Source organism: Microbacterium sp. CIAB417, from assembly GCF_022788845.1.
Genome location: NZ_JAHZUT010000003.1, coordinates 138,186 through 158,490, shown reverse-complemented (window position 1 = coordinate 158,490; position 20,305 = coordinate 138,186). Strand labels below are relative to the sequence as shown.

The 20,305-nt window shown below is 69.8% G+C and carries 22 protein-coding genes; 12 read left to right on the top strand and 10 right to left on the bottom strand.

Annotation, left to right across the window (positions count from 1 at the left end):
* Positions 1–201: 201 nt before the first annotated feature.
* Entirely contained in the window at positions 202–1,191 is a 990-nt protein-coding gene (gene glpX, locus KYX17_RS13015) for a class II fructose-bisphosphatase (protein WP_243227419.1), read from the bottom strand.
* A gap of 193 nt (positions 1,192–1,384) precedes the next feature.
* Here glpX and fbaA point away from each other — a divergent pair, with 193 nt between their 5' ends.
* The gene (gene fbaA / locus KYX17_RS13010) at positions 1,385–2,416 is read left to right on the top strand and encodes a class II fructose-bisphosphate aldolase (protein WP_243227418.1); all 1,032 of its coding nucleotides are present in this window, start codon (positions 1,385–1,387) and stop codon (positions 2,414–2,416) included.
* A 51-nt stretch (positions 2,417–2,467) separates the two neighbouring features.
* Here fbaA and KYX17_RS13005 read toward each other — a convergent pair whose 3' ends face one another.
* From KYX17_RS13005 to KYX17_RS12985, 4 genes are all read right to left on the bottom strand, one after another.
* Positions 2,468–3,103 carry a TetR family transcriptional regulator gene (locus tag KYX17_RS13005; protein ID WP_308220884.1) on the bottom strand — a complete coding sequence of 212 codons (636 nt, stop codon included), beginning with the start codon at positions 3,101–3,103 and terminating at the stop codon, positions 2,468–2,470.
* Positions 3,104–3,196: 93 nt separating this feature from the next.
* The gene (locus KYX17_RS12995) at positions 3,197–3,739 is read right to left on the bottom strand and encodes an MOSC domain-containing protein (protein WP_243227417.1); all 543 of its coding nucleotides are present in this window, start codon (positions 3,737–3,739) and stop codon (positions 3,197–3,199) included.
* Complete coding sequence (locus KYX17_RS12990) at positions 3,736–4,299, bottom strand: DUF6264 family protein (protein ID WP_243227416.1); 564 nt, start codon at positions 4,297–4,299, stop codon at positions 3,736–3,738. Before KYX17_RS12990 ends, KYX17_RS12995 begins: the two co-directional genes overlap by 4 nt.
* A complete protein-coding gene (locus tag KYX17_RS12985; protein WP_249223651.1) occupies positions 4,296–5,321 on the bottom strand; it encodes a 4-hydroxy-3-methylbut-2-enyl diphosphate reductase in 1,026 nt (341 codons plus the stop codon). Before KYX17_RS12985 ends, KYX17_RS12990 begins: the two co-directional genes overlap by 4 nt.
* Before the next feature lie 88 nt (positions 5,322–5,409).
* On the opposite strand from KYX17_RS12985, the gene xseA reads away from it, so the two are divergent.
* The 7 genes from xseA to KYX17_RS12950 are packed head-to-tail and all read left to right on the top strand — an operon-like array spanning position 5,410 to position 11,793.
* Entirely contained in the window at positions 5,410–6,699 is a 1,290-nt protein-coding gene (gene xseA / locus KYX17_RS12980) for an exodeoxyribonuclease VII large subunit (protein ID WP_243227414.1), read from the top strand.
* A gap of 10 nt (positions 6,700–6,709) precedes the next feature.
* On the top strand, positions 6,710–6,940 hold the full coding sequence (locus KYX17_RS12975) for an exodeoxyribonuclease VII small subunit (RefSeq protein ID WP_373459535.1): 231 nt from the start codon (positions 6,710–6,712) through the stop codon (positions 6,938–6,940).
* Complete coding sequence (locus KYX17_RS12970) at positions 6,940–7,578, top strand: DUF4245 domain-containing protein (RefSeq protein ID WP_243227413.1); 639 nt, start codon at positions 6,940–6,942, stop codon at positions 7,576–7,578. The genes KYX17_RS12975 and KYX17_RS12970 overlap by 1 nt, the downstream gene beginning before the upstream one ends.
* A gap of 38 nt (positions 7,579–7,616) precedes the next feature.
* Entirely contained in the window at positions 7,617–8,225 is a 609-nt protein-coding gene (locus KYX17_RS12965; protein ID WP_243228182.1) for a carbonic anhydrase, read from the top strand.
* A gap of 36 nt (positions 8,226–8,261) precedes the next feature.
* Positions 8,262–9,656, top strand: coding sequence for an aspartate ammonia-lyase (locus tag KYX17_RS12960; RefSeq protein ID WP_243227412.1), 1,395 nt, complete (start codon positions 8,262–8,264; stop codon positions 9,654–9,656).
* A 38-nt stretch (positions 9,657–9,694) separates the two neighbouring features.
* Positions 9,695–11,140: a cell wall metabolism sensor histidine kinase WalK gene (locus KYX17_RS12955; protein ID WP_243227411.1), complete on the top strand. Its 1,446-nt coding sequence runs from the start codon at positions 9,695–9,697 to the stop codon at positions 11,138–11,140.
* Complete coding sequence (locus tag KYX17_RS12950; protein ID WP_243227410.1) at positions 11,137–11,793, top strand: response regulator transcription factor; 657 nt, start codon at positions 11,137–11,139, stop codon at positions 11,791–11,793. Before KYX17_RS12955 ends, KYX17_RS12950 begins: the two co-directional genes overlap by 4 nt.
* A 300-nt stretch (positions 11,794–12,093) precedes the next feature.
* On the opposite strand, the gene KYX17_RS12945 is transcribed toward KYX17_RS12950, so the two are convergent.
* Positions 12,094–13,449: a PhoH family protein gene (locus KYX17_RS12945; protein WP_243227409.1), complete on the bottom strand. Its 1,356-nt coding sequence runs from the start codon at positions 13,447–13,449 to the stop codon at positions 12,094–12,096.
* A 186-nt stretch (positions 13,450–13,635) separates the two neighbouring features.
* Positions 13,636–14,421 carry an isoprenyl transferase gene (locus KYX17_RS12940; protein WP_243227408.1) on the bottom strand — a complete coding sequence of 262 codons (786 nt, stop codon included), beginning with the start codon at positions 14,419–14,421 and terminating at the stop codon, positions 13,636–13,638.
* Between the two features lie 100 nt (positions 14,422–14,521).
* On the opposite strand from KYX17_RS12940, the gene KYX17_RS12935 reads away from it, so the two are divergent.
* Positions 14,522–15,232, top strand: a complete 711-nt coding sequence (locus KYX17_RS12935) for a hemolysin III family protein (RefSeq protein WP_243227407.1) — start codon at positions 14,522–14,524, stop codon at positions 15,230–15,232.
* A 3-nt stretch (positions 15,233–15,235) separates the two neighbouring features.
* On the opposite strand, the gene KYX17_RS12930 is transcribed toward KYX17_RS12935, so the two are convergent.
* Positions 15,236–15,520, bottom strand: coding sequence for a hypothetical protein (locus tag KYX17_RS12930; RefSeq protein WP_243227406.1), 285 nt, complete (start codon positions 15,518–15,520; stop codon positions 15,236–15,238).
* 66 nt (positions 15,521–15,586) lie between these two features.
* Between KYX17_RS12930 and KYX17_RS12925 the strand changes: the two genes are divergently transcribed.
* Positions 15,587–15,982 carry a DUF4307 domain-containing protein gene (locus KYX17_RS12925; RefSeq protein ID WP_243227405.1) on the top strand — a complete coding sequence of 132 codons (396 nt, stop codon included), beginning with the start codon at positions 15,587–15,589 and terminating at the stop codon, positions 15,980–15,982.
* 96 nt (positions 15,983–16,078) lie between these two features.
* The gene (gene greA, locus KYX17_RS12920) at positions 16,079–16,570 is read left to right on the top strand and encodes a transcription elongation factor GreA (RefSeq protein WP_243227404.1); all 492 of its coding nucleotides are present in this window, start codon (positions 16,079–16,081) and stop codon (positions 16,568–16,570) included.
* 15 nt (positions 16,571–16,585) lie between these two features.
* Here greA and ilvA read toward each other — a convergent pair whose 3' ends face one another.
* The gene (ilvA, locus tag KYX17_RS12915; RefSeq protein ID WP_243227403.1) at positions 16,586–17,812 is read right to left on the bottom strand and encodes a threonine ammonia-lyase; all 1,227 of its coding nucleotides are present in this window, start codon (positions 17,810–17,812) and stop codon (positions 16,586–16,588) included.
* Positions 17,809–18,999 carry an AI-2E family transporter gene (locus KYX17_RS12910; RefSeq protein WP_243227402.1) on the bottom strand — a complete coding sequence of 397 codons (1,191 nt, stop codon included), beginning with the start codon at positions 18,997–18,999 and terminating at the stop codon, positions 17,809–17,811. The genes ilvA and KYX17_RS12910 overlap by 4 nt, the downstream gene beginning before the upstream one ends.
* A gap of 42 nt (positions 19,000–19,041) precedes the next feature.
* Here KYX17_RS12910 and KYX17_RS12905 point away from each other — a divergent pair, with 42 nt between their 5' ends.
* Positions 19,042–20,304 carry a winged helix-turn-helix domain-containing protein gene (locus KYX17_RS12905; RefSeq protein WP_243227401.1) on the top strand — a complete coding sequence of 421 codons (1,263 nt, stop codon included), beginning with the start codon at positions 19,042–19,044 and terminating at the stop codon, positions 20,302–20,304.
* Position 20,305 lies beyond the last annotated feature (1 nt).

The following is a 20,305-nucleotide window of genomic DNA, read 5'->3' as shown; positions in this document are numbered from 1 at the left end:
GCAGCAAGTGGGACACGCCCTGCGGCAAGTGGGACACGCCCTGCGGCAAGTGGGACACGCCCTGCGGCAAGTGGGACATGCCCTGCGGCAAGTGGGACATGTCCTGCAGGAAGTGGGACATGCCGAGCCGGCTCACCAGCCGAAAGACTCAACCCGCAGGCTCAGCCCGCGAGGATCACAGCCACTTCGAGCCCGCGAGGATCACAACCACTTCGAGGTGAGGTGCTCGCTCGAGATACGGCGAAGGGTGCCGGAGGCGCCACGCAGCACGACGCTCTCGGTGTAGATGTGCTCGCCCTCGCGGCGCACGCCGGCGACCAGCTGACCGTCGGTCACGCCCGTGGCGACGAAGATCGTGTTCTTGCCCTTGACGAGATCCTCGGCCTCGTAGACAGTGCCGTCGACCTTGAGCCCCGCGTCGATGCCGCGCTGCTTCTCCTCGTCGTTGCGCGGCGCGAGACGGCCCTGGATGTGGCCGCCGAGCGCCTTGATGGCGCAGGCGGTGACGATGCCCTCGGGGCTCCCGCCGATCCCGACGCACATGTCGGTGCGGGCGTTGTGGCGGGCGGCGTTGATGCCGCCGGCGACGTCGCCGTCGCTCATGAGGCGGGTGCCGGCACCGGCCTCGCGGATCTCCTCGATGAGCTGGTCGTGGCGAGGACGGTGGAGCACCGAGACCACGATCTCGTCGACGGGCTTGCCGAGCGCCTTCGCGAGCAGGCGGATGTTCTCGCCGATGGGCAGCCGGATGTCGACGACGCCGACGCCGGCGGGGCCGGTGACGAGCTTGTCCATGTAGAAGACGCTGGACGCGTCGAGCATGGCGCCCTGGTCGGCGACCGCGATGACCGACAGCGCGTTGTTGCGCCCGGCGGCCGTCAGCGAGGTGCCGTCGATCGGGTCGACCGCGATGTCGCACTGCGGGCCGCGCCCGGTGCCGACGTGCTCGCCGTTGAAGAGCATCGGCGCGTTGTCCTTCTCGCCCTCGCCGATCACGATCACGCCGTCGAAGTTGACGGTGGTGAGGAAGGCGCGCATGGCGTCGACCGCCGCGCCGTCGGCCATCTCCTTCTGACCGCGCCCGATGAAGGGAACGGAGCGGATGGCTGCCGCCTCCGTCGCGCGCACGAGCTCGAGAGCGAGGTTCCGGTCGGGATGCAGCGGGCTCATGTCCGCGGTAAGACTCACCATGCGGCCCAGCCTAAGCAGGATCCCGCAGAGCGGACGCGACTTTCGTCTCTGAAGACGCGAAGAATTCGACGTTCTTTCATCATGAGGAAATCCACCGCCCCCGCGGCGATATTCCTGGCGCCCGGGGCACCCAGCCGCCCGCACCCCCTTCGATAGAGTGACGGGTAACCACTGCACACAGCAAGGAGCGGACATGCCCGTCGCAACACCCGATCAGTATGCCGAGATGCTCGACCGCGCGAAGGCGGGCGGCTTCGCGTACCCGGCCATCAACGCGGCGAGCTCGCAGTCGATCAACGCGATCCTGCAGGGCCTCACCGAAGCCGGTTCCGACGGCATCATCCAGGTCACCACCGGTGGCGCCGACTACTTCGCCGGCCACACCGTCAAGGGCCGGGCGACCGGCGCGATCGCCTTCGCGAAGTTCGCCACCGAGGTCGCCAAGAACTACCCGATCACGGTCGCCCTCCACACCGACCACTGCCCCAAGCCCGCCCTCGAGGACTTCGTGCTGCCGCTGATCGCCGCATCCGAAGAAGAGGTCAAGGCCGGCCGTAACCCGCTCTTCCAGTCGCACATGTGGGACGGCTCGGCCGTTCCCCTCGACGAGAACATCGCGATCGCCAAGGAGCTGCTGCCCCGCATCAAGGCGATCAACGCGATCCTCGAGGTCGAGATCGGCGTCGTCGGCGGCGAAGAGGACGGCGTGAAGCACGAGGGCTCGAACGAGGCGCTCTACACGACCACGGCGGATGTGGCCAAGGCCGTCGAGGCACTCGGCCTCGGCGACGCCGGCCGCTGGATCGCGGCGCTGACCTTCGGCAACGTGCACGGCGTCTACAAGCCCGGCAACGTGAAGCTGCGTCCGGAGCTGCTCGGTGAGATCCAGGAGGGCATCGCCGCACAGTTCGGCACCGGCCCCAAGCCCCTCGACCTCGTGTTCCACGGCGGCAGCGGCTCGACCCCCGAAGAGATCGCCCTCGCGGTCGCGAACGGCGTCGTGAAGATGAACATCGACACCGACACCCAGTACGCGTTCACGCGCTCGGTCGCCGGCTTCATGTTCTCGAACTACGACGGCGTGCTGAAGGTTGACGGCGAAGTGGGCAACAAGAAGGCCTACGACCCGCGCGCCTGGGGCAAGGTCGCCGAGACCGCCATGGCCGCCCGTGTCGTCGAGGCGACGCAGCAGCTCGGCTCTGCCGGCAAGTCGCTCGGCGCCTGATCCGACGCAGTCATCGCGAATGCCCCGGCTCCGGCCGGGGCATTCCGCGTTTCAGGATGCGGCGCGCTCCATCGCGGCGGCCGCCTCACGTTCGGCGAGCCGCCGCACTGCGTCGCGCCGATCGCCGAAACGGTCGGCGGTGAACATCTCGGCCAGCTGCGGGAAGACCGCCCATCCGTCGGTGAGCGTGACCACGGTCAGCAGCAACTGCCCCGCATCCGCCTTCGAGACGCCGGGAAGCGCCCGCTGGACCGCGGCGACCTTGGACCTGCAGTGCTCCTCGCGGACGGCGCGATCCGGCACGTCTCCCCCGCGGACGAGACCCTCCCACGCCATGAGCCTGCCGAGCTCGGGCTTTCGCACGATGCGCTCGAACAGTCTTGCGGCGTAGTCGCCGATGGCACGCGGGCCTTCGCCCTCGAGCGGAACCTCTTCGAACACCTCAGAGAGCTCGTGGACGATCACCGCTTCGAAGAGGGCGTCCTTACTCCCGAAGTACGAGTAAATCCGCTCCTTGTTGACGCCGGCCGCCTCGGCGAGCGCCGCCCCTCGCCCCCCGATGCCCAACGCCCACGTCCGCGGCGCACTGACGTGGATCGCGATCTTCCCGCTCGTCACGATCGGGATGCTGGCGCTGGCGCCGTTCACGGAGAGCTGGCACCCCGTCCTGCGCTCGCTGGTGCTCACCCTGATCGTCGTACCGCTGGCCAGCTACCTCGTCATGCCGTGGCTGCTGCGCACCCACGGGCGGATCGCCATGGTGCGGGAGACGCGGCGCGCTCAGACGCCGTCGAGCAGCCCGGGCGCACCCGCCGGGCGCGACAGCACGACGATCTCGTCCCCGGCGGAGATCGCGCCGGACTTCACGACCCGGAAGTAGGGGCCGAGCCGTCGCTCGTCGGCGAAGCGCTTGACCCAGCCCCGCGCCTCAGGACCGCCGAGACGCCGGGCGAAGGTCTGGCAGGGATTGCGGTGTCGGGTGACCTCGAGCTCGAGCGTGTCGCCGATGCGCCACCGTTCCCCGATCACGACCGCGTTGACGTCGATGCCCTCGGTGCGCAGGTTCTCACCGAACCAGCCGGGTGCCAGCTCGCGGCCCAGCTCGCTCTCCCAGAACTCGGCGTCCTCCTGCGCGTAGGCGTAGACGGCCTGCTCGAGCCCGCCATGGTGCTTGCGATTGGCCTGCACGTCGCCGCGCACCCCGTAGGGGCCGACGCGCACGGCGCCGTCGAGCGGGCGCTTGTCGATCGCGGTCACGCCGATCGTGCCCGCATCCGGGATCAGCGCATGCACCGCGCAGACGGCGACGATGCGCGCCGTCATGTCGCGCTCGGAGTGGGAAGGGGCGTAATGCCGCCGATCTGCTGCATCAGGCCGGGGTCAGACATCAGCGGAACGACCAGGAGCACGCTCGCCAGCAGCGTGAAGACCACGCCGCCCACGAGCGGGATCCAGAAGCTCAGGCGTCCGGCGCGCAGATTCCACACCGACACGGCCGCGGTCGCGAACCACCCGACCGCGAGCAGGATGGCGGCGGCCGCCCCCCAGGCGCGAGCGCCGGCCGCATCCGATAGTCCCCCGTCGACGCCGAACTGCGTCAGCAGCTGGGTGAGCAGCTCGTTGGGATCGACGAAGCCGGGGATCGAACGCAGCACTTCGAACAGCCCGAGCGCCAGCAGCGCGATCGTGGCGACGCGGTCCATGGCCCGAGGGTTGCGCGCCACGGGGCCTGCGGCAGGGTTCGGGGCGGGTGCGGGCGGCGCCGCATCCGGCGCCTTGCCCGCGTCGAGATCGAACGTCGCGTCGGGCTGACGGATGCGGGCACGCTGCTCTTCGGGCGTCGCGTACTCACCGTACTGGGGGCGAGGGCGCTCGTCGCTCATGCGCGCCCCCGTCCGCCGCGGGCGCGGGCGTCGGTGGCGCCGGATGCGTCGCGGCGCAGCTCCTTCGGAAGCGAGAAGATGAGGTCCTCCTCGGCCGTGCGCACCTCGGCGACGTCGGCGTAGCCGGCGCCGGCCAGCACGTCGAGCACCTCCTGCACGAGCACCTCGGGCACCGAGGCGCCGCTGGTCACACCGACCGTGGCGACACCGTCGAGCCACTCCTGGCGCACCTCTTCCGCGTAGTCGACCCGGTAGGCGGCCTTGGCGCCGTGCTCCAGAGCGACCTCGACGAGGCGCACGCTGTTGGACGAGTTGGCCGAGCCGACCACGATCACCAGATCCGCGTCGCGCGCGACCTTCTTGATCGCGACCTGACGGTTCTGCGTGGCGTAGCAGATGTCGTCGGAGGGCGGGTCCTGCAGGTTGGGGAACCGCTCGCGCAAGCGCCGTACCGTCTCCATGGTCTCGTCGACCGAGAGCGTGGTCTGCGAGAGCCACACGACCTTGTCGGGGTCGCGCACCTCGACCGTGTCGGCGTCGGCGGGCGAGTTCACGATCGTGACGTGTTCGGGCGCCTCACCGGCGGTGCCCTCGACCTCCTCGTGCCCGAGGTGGCCGATGAGCAGGATCTCGAAGTCGTCGCGGGCGAAGCGGACGGCCTCGCGATGCACCTTGGTCACCAGCGGACAGGTCGCATCGATCGCCTGCAGGCCGCGGTCGGCGGCGGCCGAGACGACGGCGGGCGAGACGCCGTGGGCGCTGAAGACGACGTGCGCGCCGGCGGGCACCTCGTCGACCTCCTCGACGAAGATCGCCCCCTTGGCCTCGAGCTCGGTCACGACGTGCACGTTGTGCACGATCTGCTTGCGCACGTAGACGGGTGCGCCATAGCGCTCGAGCGCCTTCTCGACGGCGATGACCGCACGGTCGACGCCGGCGCAGTAGCCGCGGGGGGCTGCCAGTAGCACCCTCTTGCGTCCGACGACCGGGATATCCTGAAGCCGGCCGCTGCGCGCCGGCATCCGGGGGGTGGGAAGGTGCACGGCGGGTGAGCTCACGCCCGTGATTCTACGGGCGCGTGCTGGGCAGAGGCCGAGCGACGGAGGATGCATGACGAGGTTCGCACCGGATGCGGCGGAGGCCCCGCACGGTGATGACGTCCATCCCCGCGACGCCACGCGCGAAGCGCCCACATCCGTCGCCCGGTTCAACGAGACGATCCGGGCGTTCATCTCCTCCTGGGGCTCGGTCTGGGTCGAGGGCGAGATCACATCGTGGAACGTGCGCGGCGGCAATGTCTACGGCCGGCTGAAAGACCTCACGGGCGACGCGAGCGTGTCGTTCCGTATCTGGTCGTCGACGCTGCAGCGCCTGCCCGACGACCTGAAGGTCGGCGATCGGGTCGTCGCGAGCGTTAAGTCCGACTACTTCGTGCGCACGGGCGACTTCAGCGTGCTGGTCTCCGCGATGCGCCACACCGGCATCGGCGACCAGCTCGCCGCGATCGAGCAGCTGCGCACCAAGCTCCGCGCCGAGGGGCTCTTCTCTCCCGAGCGCAAGCGCCCGCTCCCCTTCCTCCCGCACCTCGTGGGGCTCATCACGGGAGAGCGATCGGATGCGGAGAAGGACGTCCACCGCAACGCCGAGCTGCGCTGGCCGCAGGTGAGCTTTCGCACCGAGTACGCGGCGGTGCAGGGCGATCGGTGCGTGCCCGAGACGATCGCCGCACTGCAGAAGCTGGATGCCGACCCCGACGTCGATGTCATCATCATCGCCCGCGGCGGCGGCGACCCGCAGCACCTGCTGGGCTTCAGCGACGAACGGCTGCTGCGCGCGGTCGCTGCGGCCACGACGCCCGTCGTCTCGGCGATCGGTCACGAGAACGACCACCCCCTGCTCGACGACGTCGCCGACCTCCGCGCCTCGACCCCGACCGACGCCGCCAAGCGCGTCGTGCCGGATGTGGGCGAGCAGCGCACCCTCGTGCGCCAGCTGCGCGCACGGCAGGGCTCGCGGCTCAGCATGCGCGTCTCGCACGACATCGCACAGCTCGAGCAGTTGCGCTCACGCCCGGTGCTCCGAGACCCCGACGCGCTCCTCGAGCGGCGCGCCCACGAGATCGAGCTGCTCGCGGCCCGCGGACGCGACACGATCGACCGCGCGCACACCCATGCGGCACGCCAGACGGCCGAGCTGCGCGCGTCGCTGCGCGCGCTTTCGCCCGGCGCCACGCTCGCTCGCGGCTACGCGATCGCCCACATCGACGGGGGTGTGATCGTGCGGGATGCGGCGCAGGCTCCGGAGGGCACCGAGCTGACCGTCACCGTGGCGCGCGGTTCCTTCGCCGCCACCTCCGGCGGCGAGGTGCCCGAGACGTCTGCGACGACGACGGACGCCTAGGATGGAAGCCATGTCCGCGCCCGAGGAGACCGCTCCCGAGATCGCGTCGCTGTCGTTCGAGCAGGCGCGCGACGAGCTCGTGCGCGTGGTCGCCGAGCTCGAGCAGGGCTCCCCCACGCTCGAGCAGTCGCTCTCGCTGTGGGAGCGCGGCGAGGCGCTCGCGGCCCGGTGCGAGGAGTGGCTGCTGGGCGCGAAGCGTCGGCTGGATGCGGCGCGCTCCGGCGCCGAGGGCGAACTCTGATGGCCCGAGGTCCCCGCGTCGTCGCCGAGCTCGGCCGCCCCGAGACTCCCGACGAGACCGCCGCCCGCAAGGCGGAGTCCTCACGCATCTACCGCTCGAGTCAGACGTTCCGAAACCTCATCGCGGCGCTGCTCGCGACCCTCGGCGTCGTGATCGTCATCGTCTTCGCCGTTCCGCGCGGCAACCCGGCGCCCGCGCCCGCCGTGGACGTCGCCGAGATCGCGGACGGCTTCGCGGACGCCTACGGGCGCCCCGTCATCTCCCCCGATGTGCCGGAGAACTGGCGCGTCAACCAGGCGCAGCTCGAGGGCAACAGCGTTCCCGCCTTCACGATCGTCTACGTGCCCGACGCCGAGAGCTACATCAACATCGCTCAGGCCTTCGACGCGGATGCGGGGTGGGTCGCCCGCACCCTCAACGGCGCCGCCCCGACCGGCACCGAGACGATCGACGGCATCGAGTGGCAGCGCTACGAGATCTCCGACGCCCGCTCCGCCGGCGGCGTCTCCTACGCCCTCGCCACCCCCGCCGGCCCCGACCAGATCCTCGTGTACGGCACGGCCAAGCCCGACACCGCGGCGCAGCTGGCCACGACCGTCACCGATACCATCCTTCAGCTGCGTGAGGAGACACCGTGACCGAGACCCACCCCACCCCCGCCCAGGTCTGGACCGAGATGCTCGAGGGCAACGCCCGTTTCGTCGCCGGAACGCCGCGTCACCCGCGGCAGGACGTCGAGCGTCGTCACGAGCTCGCCGGCGGCCAGCGCCCGCGCGCTGCCCTGTTCGGCTGCTCCGACTCGCGTCTGGCCGCCGAGATCATCTTCGACGAGGGCCTGGGCGACCTGTTCGTCGTGCGCAACGCCGGTCAGGTCATCTCCGACTCGGTCGTCGGCAGCCTCGAGTACGCGGTCGAGGTGCTCGGCACGCCGCTCATCGTCGTGCTCGGCCATGACGAATGCGGTGCCGTCCGCGCCGCCATCGACAGCACCTCGCCCGACGCGCCCGCTCTCCCGCCGCGCATCTGGCGTCAGGTCGCACCCATCGTGCCGGCGGTGCGCCGTGTGCAGGTCGCCGAGGGCACGAACGCCGCCACGGTCGATGCGGAGCACGTGGGCCGCGAGCACCTGCGCGATACCGTGACCGAGCTGCTGCACTCGTCTGAGCTCATCAGCGCCGCCGTGGCCGACGGCTCGCTCGCGATCGTCGGCGTGAACTACCGCCTCGCGAAGGGCGTCGCCGAGCCCGACTTCATCGTCGGTGCGGCGACCGAATCCGCCGCCTGACCACCTTCCGCCCGCACACCGTCAGAGGAGACACCCGTGGCTGAGACCGAATACCGCATCGAACACGACACGATGGGCGAGGTCCGTGTTCCCGCATCCGCTCTCTACAGCGCGCAGACCCAGCGCGCGGTCGAGAACTTCCCGATCTCGGGCGACGCACTGGCGCCGGCTCAGATCGTGGCGCTCGCGCGGATCAAGAAGGCCGCCGCCCTCGCGAACAAGCAGCTCGGCACCCTCGACGCGCAGATCGCCGAAGCGATCGCCCGTGCCGCCGATCAGATCATCGCCGGCCAGCACGCCGACCAGTTCCCGATCGACGTCTACCAGACCGGCAGCGGCACGTCGTCGAACATGAACATGAACGAGGTGCTCGCCACCCTCGCGACGCGCGACCTCGGCTCGACGGTTCACCCGAACGACCACGTCAACGCCTCGCAGTCCTCGAACGACGTGTTCCCCACCTCGGTGCACATCGCGGTGACGCAGGAGATCATCGACGCGCTGATCCCCGCCCTCGACCACCTCGCGGTGTCGCTGGAGGAGAAGGCGGAGGCCTGGAGCGACGTGGTCAAGTCGGGCCGCACGCACCTCATGGATGCGACTCCCGTCACGCTCGGCCAGGAGTTCGGCGGCTACGCCCGCCAGATCCGCCTCGGCATCGAGCGCGTGCAGGCCACGATCCCCCGCGTCGCCGAGGTTCCCCTCGGCGGCACCGCGGTCGGCACCGGCATCAACACCCCGGTCGGTTTCCCGCAGAAGGTCATCGAGCTGATCGTCGCCGAGACCGAACTGCCCATCACCGAGGCCAAGGACCACTTCGAGGCGCAGGCGAACCGCGACGGCCTCGTGGAGGCATCCGGAGCCCTCCGCACGATCGCCGTGTCGCTCACCAAGATCAACAACGACTTGCGCTGGATGGGCTCCGGCCCGAACACGGGTCTCGGCGAGCTGCACATCCCCGACCTGCAGCCCGGATCCTCGATCATGCCCGGCAAGGTCAACCCGGTCGTTCCCGAGGCCACGCTCATGGTGTGCGCCCGGGTCATCGGCAACGACGCCACGATCGCGTGGGCGGGCGCATCCGGCTCGTTCGAGCTCAACGTCGCGATCCCCGTGATGGGCACGGCGCTGCTCGAGTCGATCCGCCTGCTCGCCAACTCGGTGCGCGTGCTGGCCGACAAGACGATCCGCGGCCTCGAGGTCAACCGCGAGCGCGCGGCGGCCTACGCCGGCATGTCACCCTCGATCGTCACGCCGCTGAACAAGCTCATCGGCTACGAGGCCGCGGCCAAGATCGCCAAGCACGCGGTCGCCGAGGGCATCACGGTGCGCGAGGCGGTCATCGCCCTCGGGTACGTGGAGCGGGGCGAGCTCACCGAGGCGCAGCTCGACGAGAAGCTCGATCTGCTCTCGATGACGCACCCCGGCTGAGCTACACGCGAAACCGCCCGACGAGACATAATCGGAAGGTGAAGCAGACGCCGAGAATGCTCTCGGCGCGCGTGAAGACTCTGGGGGCGATCCTCCTTGTGGCGTGCGTCGGGTTGATCGTCGCGGGTGGGGTCTCCTTCTGGATCCAGCGGGCGCGTCTCGTCGACGACGTGGACGACCGTCTGATTGAGAAGGTGCAGGCCCTGCGGCCCGTGGGCGATGCACCGTCCCCCGGCATCTACCTCACGCGCACCGTGACCGGCTTCCTGCCCTCGCAGACCGAAGGCGTCGTCGGGGTCGTCGACGGCGAGATCGTCGTCTCCCCCTCGGCCGGCAACCTCTTCCACGCGATCGAGGACCCGGCGGTGGTCGCCGCGGCCACGAAGGCGGTCACCGGCAGCGACATCGTGCTGGGCACGGTCTCGACCGACCAGGGCGAGGTGCGCTACGTGGCGCTGCCGGTGCAGATCGGCGGCGAGACGGGCATCTACCTGCGCGGCGTCGACATGGAAGCCGAGATGGCGCCGTTCCAGGCGTCGATCACGACGTACGTGATCGCCGCCGTGGTCGTCATGGCCGCGCTCGGCTTCGCGAGCTGGTTCTTCACCGGCCGGCTGCTCTCGCCTCTTCGGCAGTTGCGCGAGGCGGCGGATGCGGTGACGCTGGACGACCTCGGCACTCGTGTGCCCGAGGAGGGCGACCACGAGATCGCCGACCTGTCACGCACGATGAACTCGATGCTCGACCGCCTCGAGGCATCCGTCAGCAGCCAGCGACAGCTGCTCGACGACATCCGACACGAGCTGAAGACACCCATCACGATCGTGCGCGGGCACCTCGAGATGATGAACGTCGACGACCGCGAGGATGTCATCAGCATCCGCGACATGGGGATCTCCGAGCTCGACCGGATGACGCGCCTCGTCGACGACATCGACCTGCTGTCGTCGGCGCAGGGCGATCAGTTCGAGATGCGCCCCGTCGACCTCGGGATGCTGACCGAACGCGTCGGCGAGCTCGTCTCCGCCATCTCCGGCCACCCTTTCTCCCTCGCCCGGAGCGCCCGTGGCGTGGTGGTGGCAGACGCCGACCGGCTCACCCAGGCCTGGCTGCAGCTCGCCGACAATGCCGCGAAGTACACGCCGGCTGACAGCCCCATCGAGGTCGGCAGCGACGTCGTGGACGGCGAGGCACGGCTGTGGGTCCGAGACCACGGCGCCGGCATTCCGCCCGCGGCCAGGCGCCGCATTTTCCAGCGGTTCGCGCGGGTCGACGCGAACCGCTCCGTCGAGGGCTCGGGCCTGGGGCTTGCCATCGTCGAGGCGATCGCGCAGGCCCACGGCGGCTCCGTCGACGTCACCGACACCCCCGGCGGCGGCGCCACCTTCACGGTGCGTGTGCCGACCAGCGGCCATCCGTCCACTCTGGTCCCGACGCCCGTGCGCGCCGGCGACGTCGTTCTGCAGCGAGAGGCAACCACATGACCTTGATCCTGATCGCGGAGGATGAATCCCGCATCTCGGCTTTCGTGAAGCGCGGACTGGAGTCGGCAGGATTCGCCACCGAGGTGGTCGAGGACGGCAACGACGCGCTAGAGCGCGCGCTCTCCGGCGAGGTCGACCTTCTCCTGCTGGATGTGGGCCTGCCGGGCATGGACGGCTTCGAGGTTCTCCGGCACGTGCGCGGTCAGGGCTCGCACCTGCCGGTCATCATGCTGACCGCCCGCAGCAGCACCCGCGACACGGTCGACGGCCTCAACGCCGGCGCGAACGACTACGTGCCGAAGCCCTTCAAGTTCGACGAGCTCCTGGCGCGCGTGCGCTCGCGCCTGCGGGAGAACGTCGCCACCGGCAGCATCGCGATCGTCCACGGCGATGTCATCCTCGACGTGCTCTCACGGCGCGCGAGCGTCGAGGGCCGCGAGATCGATCTGTCGGCGCGGGAGTTCGCCCTGGCCGAGCAGTTCCTGCGCCACCCCGGTCAGGTGCTCAGCCGCGAGCAGCTGCTGAGCCGGGTCTGGGGGCTCGACTTCGACCCGGGCTCCAACGTGGTCGACGTCTACGTGCGCTACCTGCGCGCCAAGTTCGGCCACGAGCGCATCGTCACGGTGCGCGGCGCCGGCTACCGCTGGGAGTAGGCGCTCCGCATCGACACCTGCCCGACGGCCGGTGATTTGGCGCGCCCGAACACAGAGAAGGCCCCCGGCGCTGGGGGACGCCGGGGGCCACAGAGAGACCACGGGACCCGAACCCGTGATGCCCGCCACCTCACCGGGGGGAATCGGTGACGGATTGCTTCTCCAGTTTTTCTTCGCCGTCAGAGTCTGGGGGAACTCATTCCAGCGGTGAATGACAGTGTCGCGTCATCCGTGTTCTCCATCATCCGCGCCTGCCGTGAGAGCACAAGGAGGATCGGGTGAGAAAGCTCTCATACGACCTCATGAAAGCTCCCCCGCCTCCAGCAGGTCGGTCACCAGGGCCGCGATCGCGGAGCGCTCCGACCGCGTGAGGGTGACGTGCCCGAACAGCGAGTGCCCCTTGAGGGTCTCGATGACCGAGGCGATGCCGTCGTGGCGTCCGACCCGCAGGTTGTCGCGCTGGGCCACGTCGTGGGTCAGTACCACGCGGGAGTTCTGCCCGATACGGCTGAGCACGGTCAGCAGCACGTTGCGCTCGAGCGACTGCGCCTCGTCCACGATCACGAACGCGTCGTGCAGCGAACGCCCCCGGATGTGGGTCAGCGGCAGCACCTCGAGGATGCCGCGCGCGACGACCTCTTCGAGCACGTTCGAGCTGACGACAGAGCCGAGCGTGTCGAACACCGCCTGGCCCCAGGGGTTCATCTTCTCCTGCGCGTCACCGGGCAGGTAGCCGAGCTCCTGACCGCCGACGGCGAACAACGGACGGAAGACGATGATCTTCCGCTGCTGCTGGCGCTCCAGCACCGCCTCCAGCGCCGCGCACAGGGCGAGCGCTGACTTGCCGGTGCCCGCGCGACCGCCGAGCGAGACGATGCCCACATCCGGGTCCGAGAGCAGGTCGATCGCGATGCGCTGCTCGGCCGAGCGACCGTGCAGCCCGAACACGTCCCGGTCGCCTCGGACGAGTCGGAACTCGCCGTCGCCCGTGACCCGTCCGAGGGCGGAACCGCGCTCGGAGTGCACGATGAGGCCCGTGTTGACGGGGAGGCCCCGCACGTCGTCGCTGACGGCGACGTCGCTCTCGTACAGGTCGCTCATCTCGTCACCCGAGACGTCGATGTCGGCGATGCCGGTCCAGCCCGAGTCCGCGGCCTGCTCGGCGAGGTACTCCTCCGCGAGGATGCCGAGAGAGGCGGCCTTGACGCGCATCGGGAGGTCTTTGGAGACCACCGTGACGTCGTGGCCCTCCTGCTGGAGGTGCATGGCGACGGCGAGGATGCGGGTGTCGTTGTCGCCGAGCCGCATCCCGCTCGGGAGCACCGAGGGGTCGGTGTTGGTCAGTTCGACGCGGAGCGATCCGCCGGCGCCGACGGGGACGGGGAAGTCGAGGCGGCCGTGCTCGACACGAAGCTCATCGAGGTGCCGCAACGCCTGGCGCGCGAAGTAACCCAGCTCCGGATCATGTCTCTTTGCCTCCAGTTCGGTGATGACGACGACGGGGATCACGACCGAGTGCTCCGCGAAGCGGAAGAACGCTCGGGGATCGCTCAGCAGCACCGAGGTGTCCAAAACATAAGAGCGCAGGTCAGTTTCCTGATCTGCGCTCTGCTGGACGGTCGCCCGCTGCTGCTGGTGTGGTGCTCGTGTGGTCACAACCCACTCCCCTTCCGGGCCCGTGGCCCGGGGTCTCTCGAGTCGACCGGTGGGTAGCGAGTCGCTTCCTGGGGCCGACTCGAACGGGCGCCGTGCCCGTTGTGATGACCGTACGACTTCCGCGGGATCCGTGGGGCCGAAATCCGCGCGTGTCGCGTTAAGAGTTCGTGAACGCCGCCGGGGCGCTCACTTGCCGAAGCGGCGGTCGCGGCGCGCGTAGTCACGGATGGCGCGCAGCAGGTCGACCTCGCGGAGGTCGGGACCGAGGGCCTCCACGAAGTAGAACTCGCTGTGGGCCGACTGCCAGAGCAGGAAGTCGCTCAGGCGCTGCTCGCCCGAGGTGCGGATGACGAGGTCGGGGTCGGGCTGACCGCCCGTGTAGAGGTGTTCGCCGATCTGCTCCGGCGTGAGGCTCTCGGCCAGATCTTCGAGCGAGCCGCCCGTCTGGTCGTACTGCGTGATGATGCTGCGCACCGCATCCACGATCTCGCCGCGGCCGCCGTAGCCCACGGCGAGGTTGACGTGCATGCCGGTGTTGCCCGCCGTGCGCTGCTGCACGTCGGCCAGCACGCGCGCGAGCTCCTGGGGCAACGGGGCCGCGCGGCCGACGTGCTGCACGCGCCAGTCGCGCTCGTGCGACAGCTCATCGGCGAGCTCGGCGATGATCTCGATGAGATCGGCCAGCTCTTTCGAGTCGCGCTTGGTGAGGTTGTCGATCGAGAGCAGGTAGAGCGAGACGACCTTGACGCCCAGCTCGTCGCACCAGCGCAGGAACTCGCGCATCTTCGCGGCTCCCGCACGGTGCCCGTGCGCGGCGGAGTCGTAGCCCAGCTGACGCGCCCACCGCCGGTTGCCGTCGATCATCATCGCGACGTGGCGGGGGACGGATGCGGGCGGGATCTGCCGGCGCAGACGATTGCTGTAGAGACGGTAGAGGGGCCCCCGCCCCTCACTCTCCCGACCGCTGGTCACTCCCCTACGCTACCGCTCGCAGAGCGACGAACACGCGCATTCAGCGAACGCTATGCCTACGTGCGGTCACGGGCATATCCACCCGATTAGCCTGGTTGCCATGACCTCCGGCGTTCCCGACGTGCCCTCGCTGCCGCTGATCGACGCCGCCGAGAAGGACGCGAACACGGAGATCCGCCCCACCTGGCGGGGCTGGATCCACGCGGGCACCCTCCCGGTCGCGATCGCCGCCGGCATCGTGCTGATCGTTCTCGCTCACGGCACCGCGGCCAAGTGGTCGGCGGCCGTGTTCATGACCACCTCGTTGCTGCTGTTCGGCAACTCGGCGCTGTACCACCGCTTCGACTGGAAGCCGCGCACGAAGGTCGTGCTGAAGCGGATCGACCACGCCAACATCCTGCTGCTCATCGCCGGCACCTACACGCCGCTGGCGGTGCTGGCGCTTCCTCCCGAGAAGTCGGTGCTGCTGCTCAGCCTCGTGTGGGGCGGCGCGATCCTCGGCATCCTCTTCCGGGTCTTCTGGATCCACGCACCGCGCTGGCTGTACGTCGCGCTGTACATCCTGCTCGGCTGGGCCGCCGTCATGTACATCGTCGACCTGCTCAACGCGAACGTCGCCATGATGGTGCTCGTCATCGTCGGCGGTCTGCTCTACACCGGCGGCGCCGTTGTCTACGCGCTCAAGCGGCCCAACCCGTGGCCGGGGAAGTTCGGGTTCCACGAGATCTTCCACGTCTGCACCGTGCTGGCATTCCTCTGCCACTGGGCGGCGTGCCTGCTCATCTGCCTCGCCCCGGCCTACAACGGCTGAGCGTCAGCGCTGCGCGGGGTCGATGTCCTCGTCGTCGGTCTCCGAGTCGCGCTCGGCGGCGTCGCCCTGCTTGGCGGCCAGCTCTTCCGCATCCAGCTGCTCGCGGATCTCGGACCGGTAGCGACCACGGCGGATGCGGCGCAGCATGTCCCACACGAGCACGATCACCGCGACACCCACCAGCGCGATGGCGGCGAAGCCCCAGGGGCCGGGGGTCACGAGCAGCGGGTCAACATCGGTCGGCGTCGGGGTCGGGGTCACCTCGGCGAGCCACACGGCCAGGTGCATGGATGTCTCCGTTCCGCGCGCGAGCGCTTAGCCTGGACTCAAGCCTAATTCCCGATCCGAGGGTCCATGACGACGCAAGAACTGCTCGACGAGCGTTACGGCCGCACTCGCGGTGCCCGTTCCGGACGTTTCTGGGCCGTGTTCGCATCCGTCGGTATCGCGGCCGCTGTGATCATCGCCGGCTGGTACGCGTTCTCGGCCAGTTCCTCGTCGGTGGATGCGGTCACGACCGGCTACCAGCTGGTCGATGAGCACACCACGAGCGTCTCGTTCCAGGTCACCGTGCCGCCGAACACGGCGGTCGCCTGCGTGCTCGAGGCGCAGGACGAGGAGCACGGCGTCGTGGGCTGGCGGGTGGTCGAATACCCGCCCTCCTCCGAGCACACGCGAGCTTTCGTCGAGCAGATTCCGATCACCGCTGAGGCCACCACGGGATTGGTCAACGGATGCTGGGTGCCGTAGGCTGACGGAAACTGATCGACGACGCCCTGGCAACCGCCAGGGCGTCTTGGCATAGTTGCGGCGCCTTGCGCTGCGACTCACGACGAAGGAGAGACCGTGTCTTCTGACGCAACGGTGAGCTTCCTCACTCAGGACGCCTACGACCGGCTGGTCGCCGAGCTCGAGCACCTGTCCACGACCGGCCGCGAGGAGATCGCGAAGCGGATCGAGGCGGCTCGTGAAGAGGGCGATCTCAAGGAGAACGGCGGCTACCACGCCGCGAAGGACGAGCAGGGCAAGCAGGAGGCGCGCATCCGCACGCTGCAGGCGATGCTGAAGAACGCCAAGGTGGGCGAGGCTCCCGAGTCGACCGGTGTGGTCGAGTCCGGCACTGTGGTGACCGCGATCGTCGCCGGCGGCGAAGAGGTGTTCCTGCTCGGCAACCGCGAGATCGCGGCGGGCAGCGAGCTCGATGTGTACAGCGAGGCGTCGCCGCTGGGCGCCGCCATCCTGGGCCTGAGCGAGGGAGAAAAGACCTCGTACACCGCCCCCAACGGCCGCGAGATCGCGGTCGAGGTCGTGAAGGTCGAGACCTACACGGGCCAGTAAGCGCGGACGCGCCGGTCAGTCGGCGACGACGACCGGCGCGAACCCCGCAGCCTCCAGTGCTGCGATCACTTCGGCGCGGTGCTCGACGCCCCGCGTTTCCACGCTCACCTGCAGGATGACCTGGCTGATCTGCAGGCCCTGGCCGTGGCGGGTGTGCAGCACTTCGGTGACGTTCGCACCGACGCGCGCGATGACCTCGGAGACCTGCACGAGCTGACCGGGACGATCGGGCAGCGGGATGCGCATCGTCATGTAGCGCCCCGCGGCGCTCAGTCCGTTCGAGATCACGCGCTGCAGCAGCAGCGGGTCGATGTTTCCGCCCGAGAGCACCGAGACGACGGGACCCGACGCCGAGATCTTGCCGGTCATGAGGGCGGCGACGCCGACGGCGCCCGCGGGCTCCACGACGAGCTTCGCGCGCTCCAGCAGCATGAGGATCGCGCGGGCGATGTCGTTCTCGTCGACCGTGACGACCTCGTCGACCAGCTGTCGGATGATCTCGAACGGCACGTCGCCGGGCCGGGCGACGGCGATGCCGTCGGCGATCGTGGGCGTCGTGGCCACCTCCAGCGGCACGCCCGCCGCGAGGGATGCGGGGTAGGCGGCCGAGTTGGCGGCCTGCACGCCGACGATGCGCACGGTGCGGCCCTCGGCGGCGGCGCGGGCCTTGATGGCGGCCGCCACGCCGGCGGTGAGACCGCCGCCGCCGATGCCGAGCACGACGGTGTCGACGGCGGGCAGGTCGTCGTACACCTCGAGGCCGAGCGTGCCCTGCCCGATGATGATGTCGCGGTGGTCGAAGGGGTGGATGAGTACGGCGCCGGTGCGCTCGGCGAACTCCGCCGCGAGCCGCAGCGGCGTCTCGACGGTGTCGCCCTCGAGGATCACCTCGGCGCCGTAGCCGCGGGTGGCGAGAAGCTTCGGCACGGGGACACCCAGGGGCATGAAGATGGTCGCCGGGATGCCGAGGCGCTGCGCCGCGAGGGCGACGCCCTGTGCGTGGTTGCCGGCGGATGCGGCGACCACACCGCGGGCGCGCTCCTCCTCCGTGAGGCGGGAGAGCCGATAGATCGCGCCGCGAATCTTGAACGAGCCGGTGCGCTGGAGGTTCTCCATCTTGAGGATCACCGGGGCGCCCACGATCTCGCTGAGCACCTGCGACTCGTCCATGGGCGTGCGGGTGATCAGGCCGGTGAGGGTGCGGGCTGCATCCTCGAAGTCGGCCAGTGTGGGAAGACTCACCGCGTCGTTCTCCTTCGTTCGCGGGGCACAGTGCTCCAGATGAGTTCGTCCGGTTCGGGTGGCCTACCGGTCTCCCACGCGCGGCGGGAGAGGTAGAGGACGAAGACGTTGACGAAGGCGGCCAGCGGCACGGCGAACAGAGCGCCCGGGATGCCGGCGATCATGGCGCCGCCGGCGACCACGAGCACGACGGCGAGCGGGTGCACCTTGACGGCCGTGCCCATGAGGATGGGCTGCAGGATGTGGCCTTCGATCTGCTGCACGCCGAGCACGACCACCAGCATCCACAGCGCGATCCACGGCCCGTTGTAGACGAGGGCGAGGAACACCGCGAGGGCGCCGGTGACGACGGCTCCGACGAACGGGATGAAGGCGCCGAGGAACACGAGCACGCCGACCGGGATCGCGAGGGGCACACCCAGGAGGAACGCGCCGAGGCCGATGCCGATGGCGTCGATGGTGGCCACGAGCAGCTGAGTACGGGCGTAGGTGACGACCGTCAGCCAGCCGGACTTGCCGGCGCCGTCGACGGCGGGACGGGCGGCCTTCGGGAACAGGCGGATGACCCACTTCCAGATGCCGCCGCCGTCGGCGAGCACGCAGAGCAGGATGAAGATGGTCAGCAGCAGGCCGGTGGCGACGTGGCCGACGGTGGAGCCGATCGCGAGCGCGCCCGACCACAGGAGCGAGGCCTGCTGTTCGAGCATGCCGAGACCCTGGCGCAGCATCCCGTCGATCTGGTCGGCGGTGAGGTGCAGTGGGCCGTCGATGAGGTACGTGCGGAGATCCTCGATCGCGCCGACGGTGCGGTCGCGCACCGATCCCCATTCGCGGGTGATCTGCCAGATCGCGAGCCAGAACAGGCCCGAGACGATGGCGACGGTGCCGAGCACCGAGGCGACAATAGCGAGCCAGCGCGGCCACCGGTGGCGCAGCATCCACGTGAAGGCCGGCCACACGAGGGCGGCGATGAGGATGGCGATGAGCAGTGGGATCACCAGCAGCTTGAGCTGGATGATGATCCAGATCGCCACGCCCACGGCCGCGGCGATCAGCAGGAATCGCCACGAGTAGGCGGCGGCGATGCGGACGCCGCGCGGCACGCTGTGCGTGGTGTCGGAGCTGACGGTGCGCTGACGGAGGGCGTCGAAGAACGATCCGCGAGACTTCTCGTCGGGCTCGGTCATCACGCCAGTCTAGTTGTCGGAGGCTGACGCTACGCTGACCCGGTGCGTGCCAGATTGAGCCGATCCGAAGCCCGACGTATCGCCCTGCGCGCGCAGGGTCTGGGCGCTCCCCGGCCCGCCGAGGTGACGGGCGTGCATCTGCGACGCGAGATCCGGCGGATGTCGGTGCTGCAGATCGACTCGGTCAACGTGTTCGCCCGCTCGCACTACATGCCGCTGTTCTCGCGGCTCGGCCCCTACGACCCGGCGCGGCTCGACAAGCTGCTGTTCCAGCGTCGCGCGCCGTTCGTGGAGTACTGGGCGCACCAGGCATCTTTCATCGACGCGGCGGACTGGCCGTTGTTCGCGTTCCGGATGCAGCACTATCGCGCTCGGCACGAGGCGAAGGGCTGGCGCGGCATCGATACCGCCACGCTCGACTGGGTGCGCGGCGAGCTGGCCGCGCGGGGGCCGCTGCGGCCGGCGCAGATCGAAGACGACGCGTCGCGGGCGCCGCGCGGTCCGTGGTGGGACTGGAGTGTCGTGAAGAGCGCCCTCGAGCTGTTGTGGTTCACGGGCGAGGTGGCGATCGCCGGGCGCCGCGGATTCGAGCGCGTGTACGGGCTGGCGGAGCAGGTGCTGCCAGCATCCGTCGCCGGCGTCGAGACACCGAAAGACGACGCGGTGCGCGAGCTGGTGCGCCGTGCGGCGCGGGCATACGGGGTTGCCACGGCGCGTGACCTCGACGACTATTGGCGGCTGGGCGATCAGCGCGCGACGATGCAGGCGATCAGCGAGCTGGTGGATGCAGGTGAGCTGCAGCCGGTTCAGGTCGAGGGGTGGACGCGGGCGGGGCGGCCGGCGCCGGCGTGGGTGCATCGCGAGGCGACGCTCCCTCGCACGATGGATGCGGCGGCGCTGCTGACGCCGTTCGATCCCGTGGTGTGGTTCCGGGATCGCGCGGAGCGGCTGTTCGACTTCTCGTACCGGATCGAGATCTACACGCCCGCGCCGCAGCGGCGGTTCGGCTATTACTCGCTGCCGGTGGTGATCGGCGACCGGGTGGGGGCGCGCATCGACCTGAAGGCGGATCGTGCCGCATCCGTGCTGCGGGTGCAGTCGGCGTGGTGGGAGCCGTCGCGGCTGCCGGGCGATGTGGAGCGGGTCGCCGAGCTGCTGCGGGACGCGGCGGCGTGGCAGCAGCTGGAGGCGATCAGCGTGTCGCGGTGGGGTGATGCGACGGACGAGATCGCGTGGGTGTTGGGTGCCGAGAGGCACGAGTCGCGGCCCGAGCCCGTCGCCCTGGAGGGCGACGAACCGGGCTGAG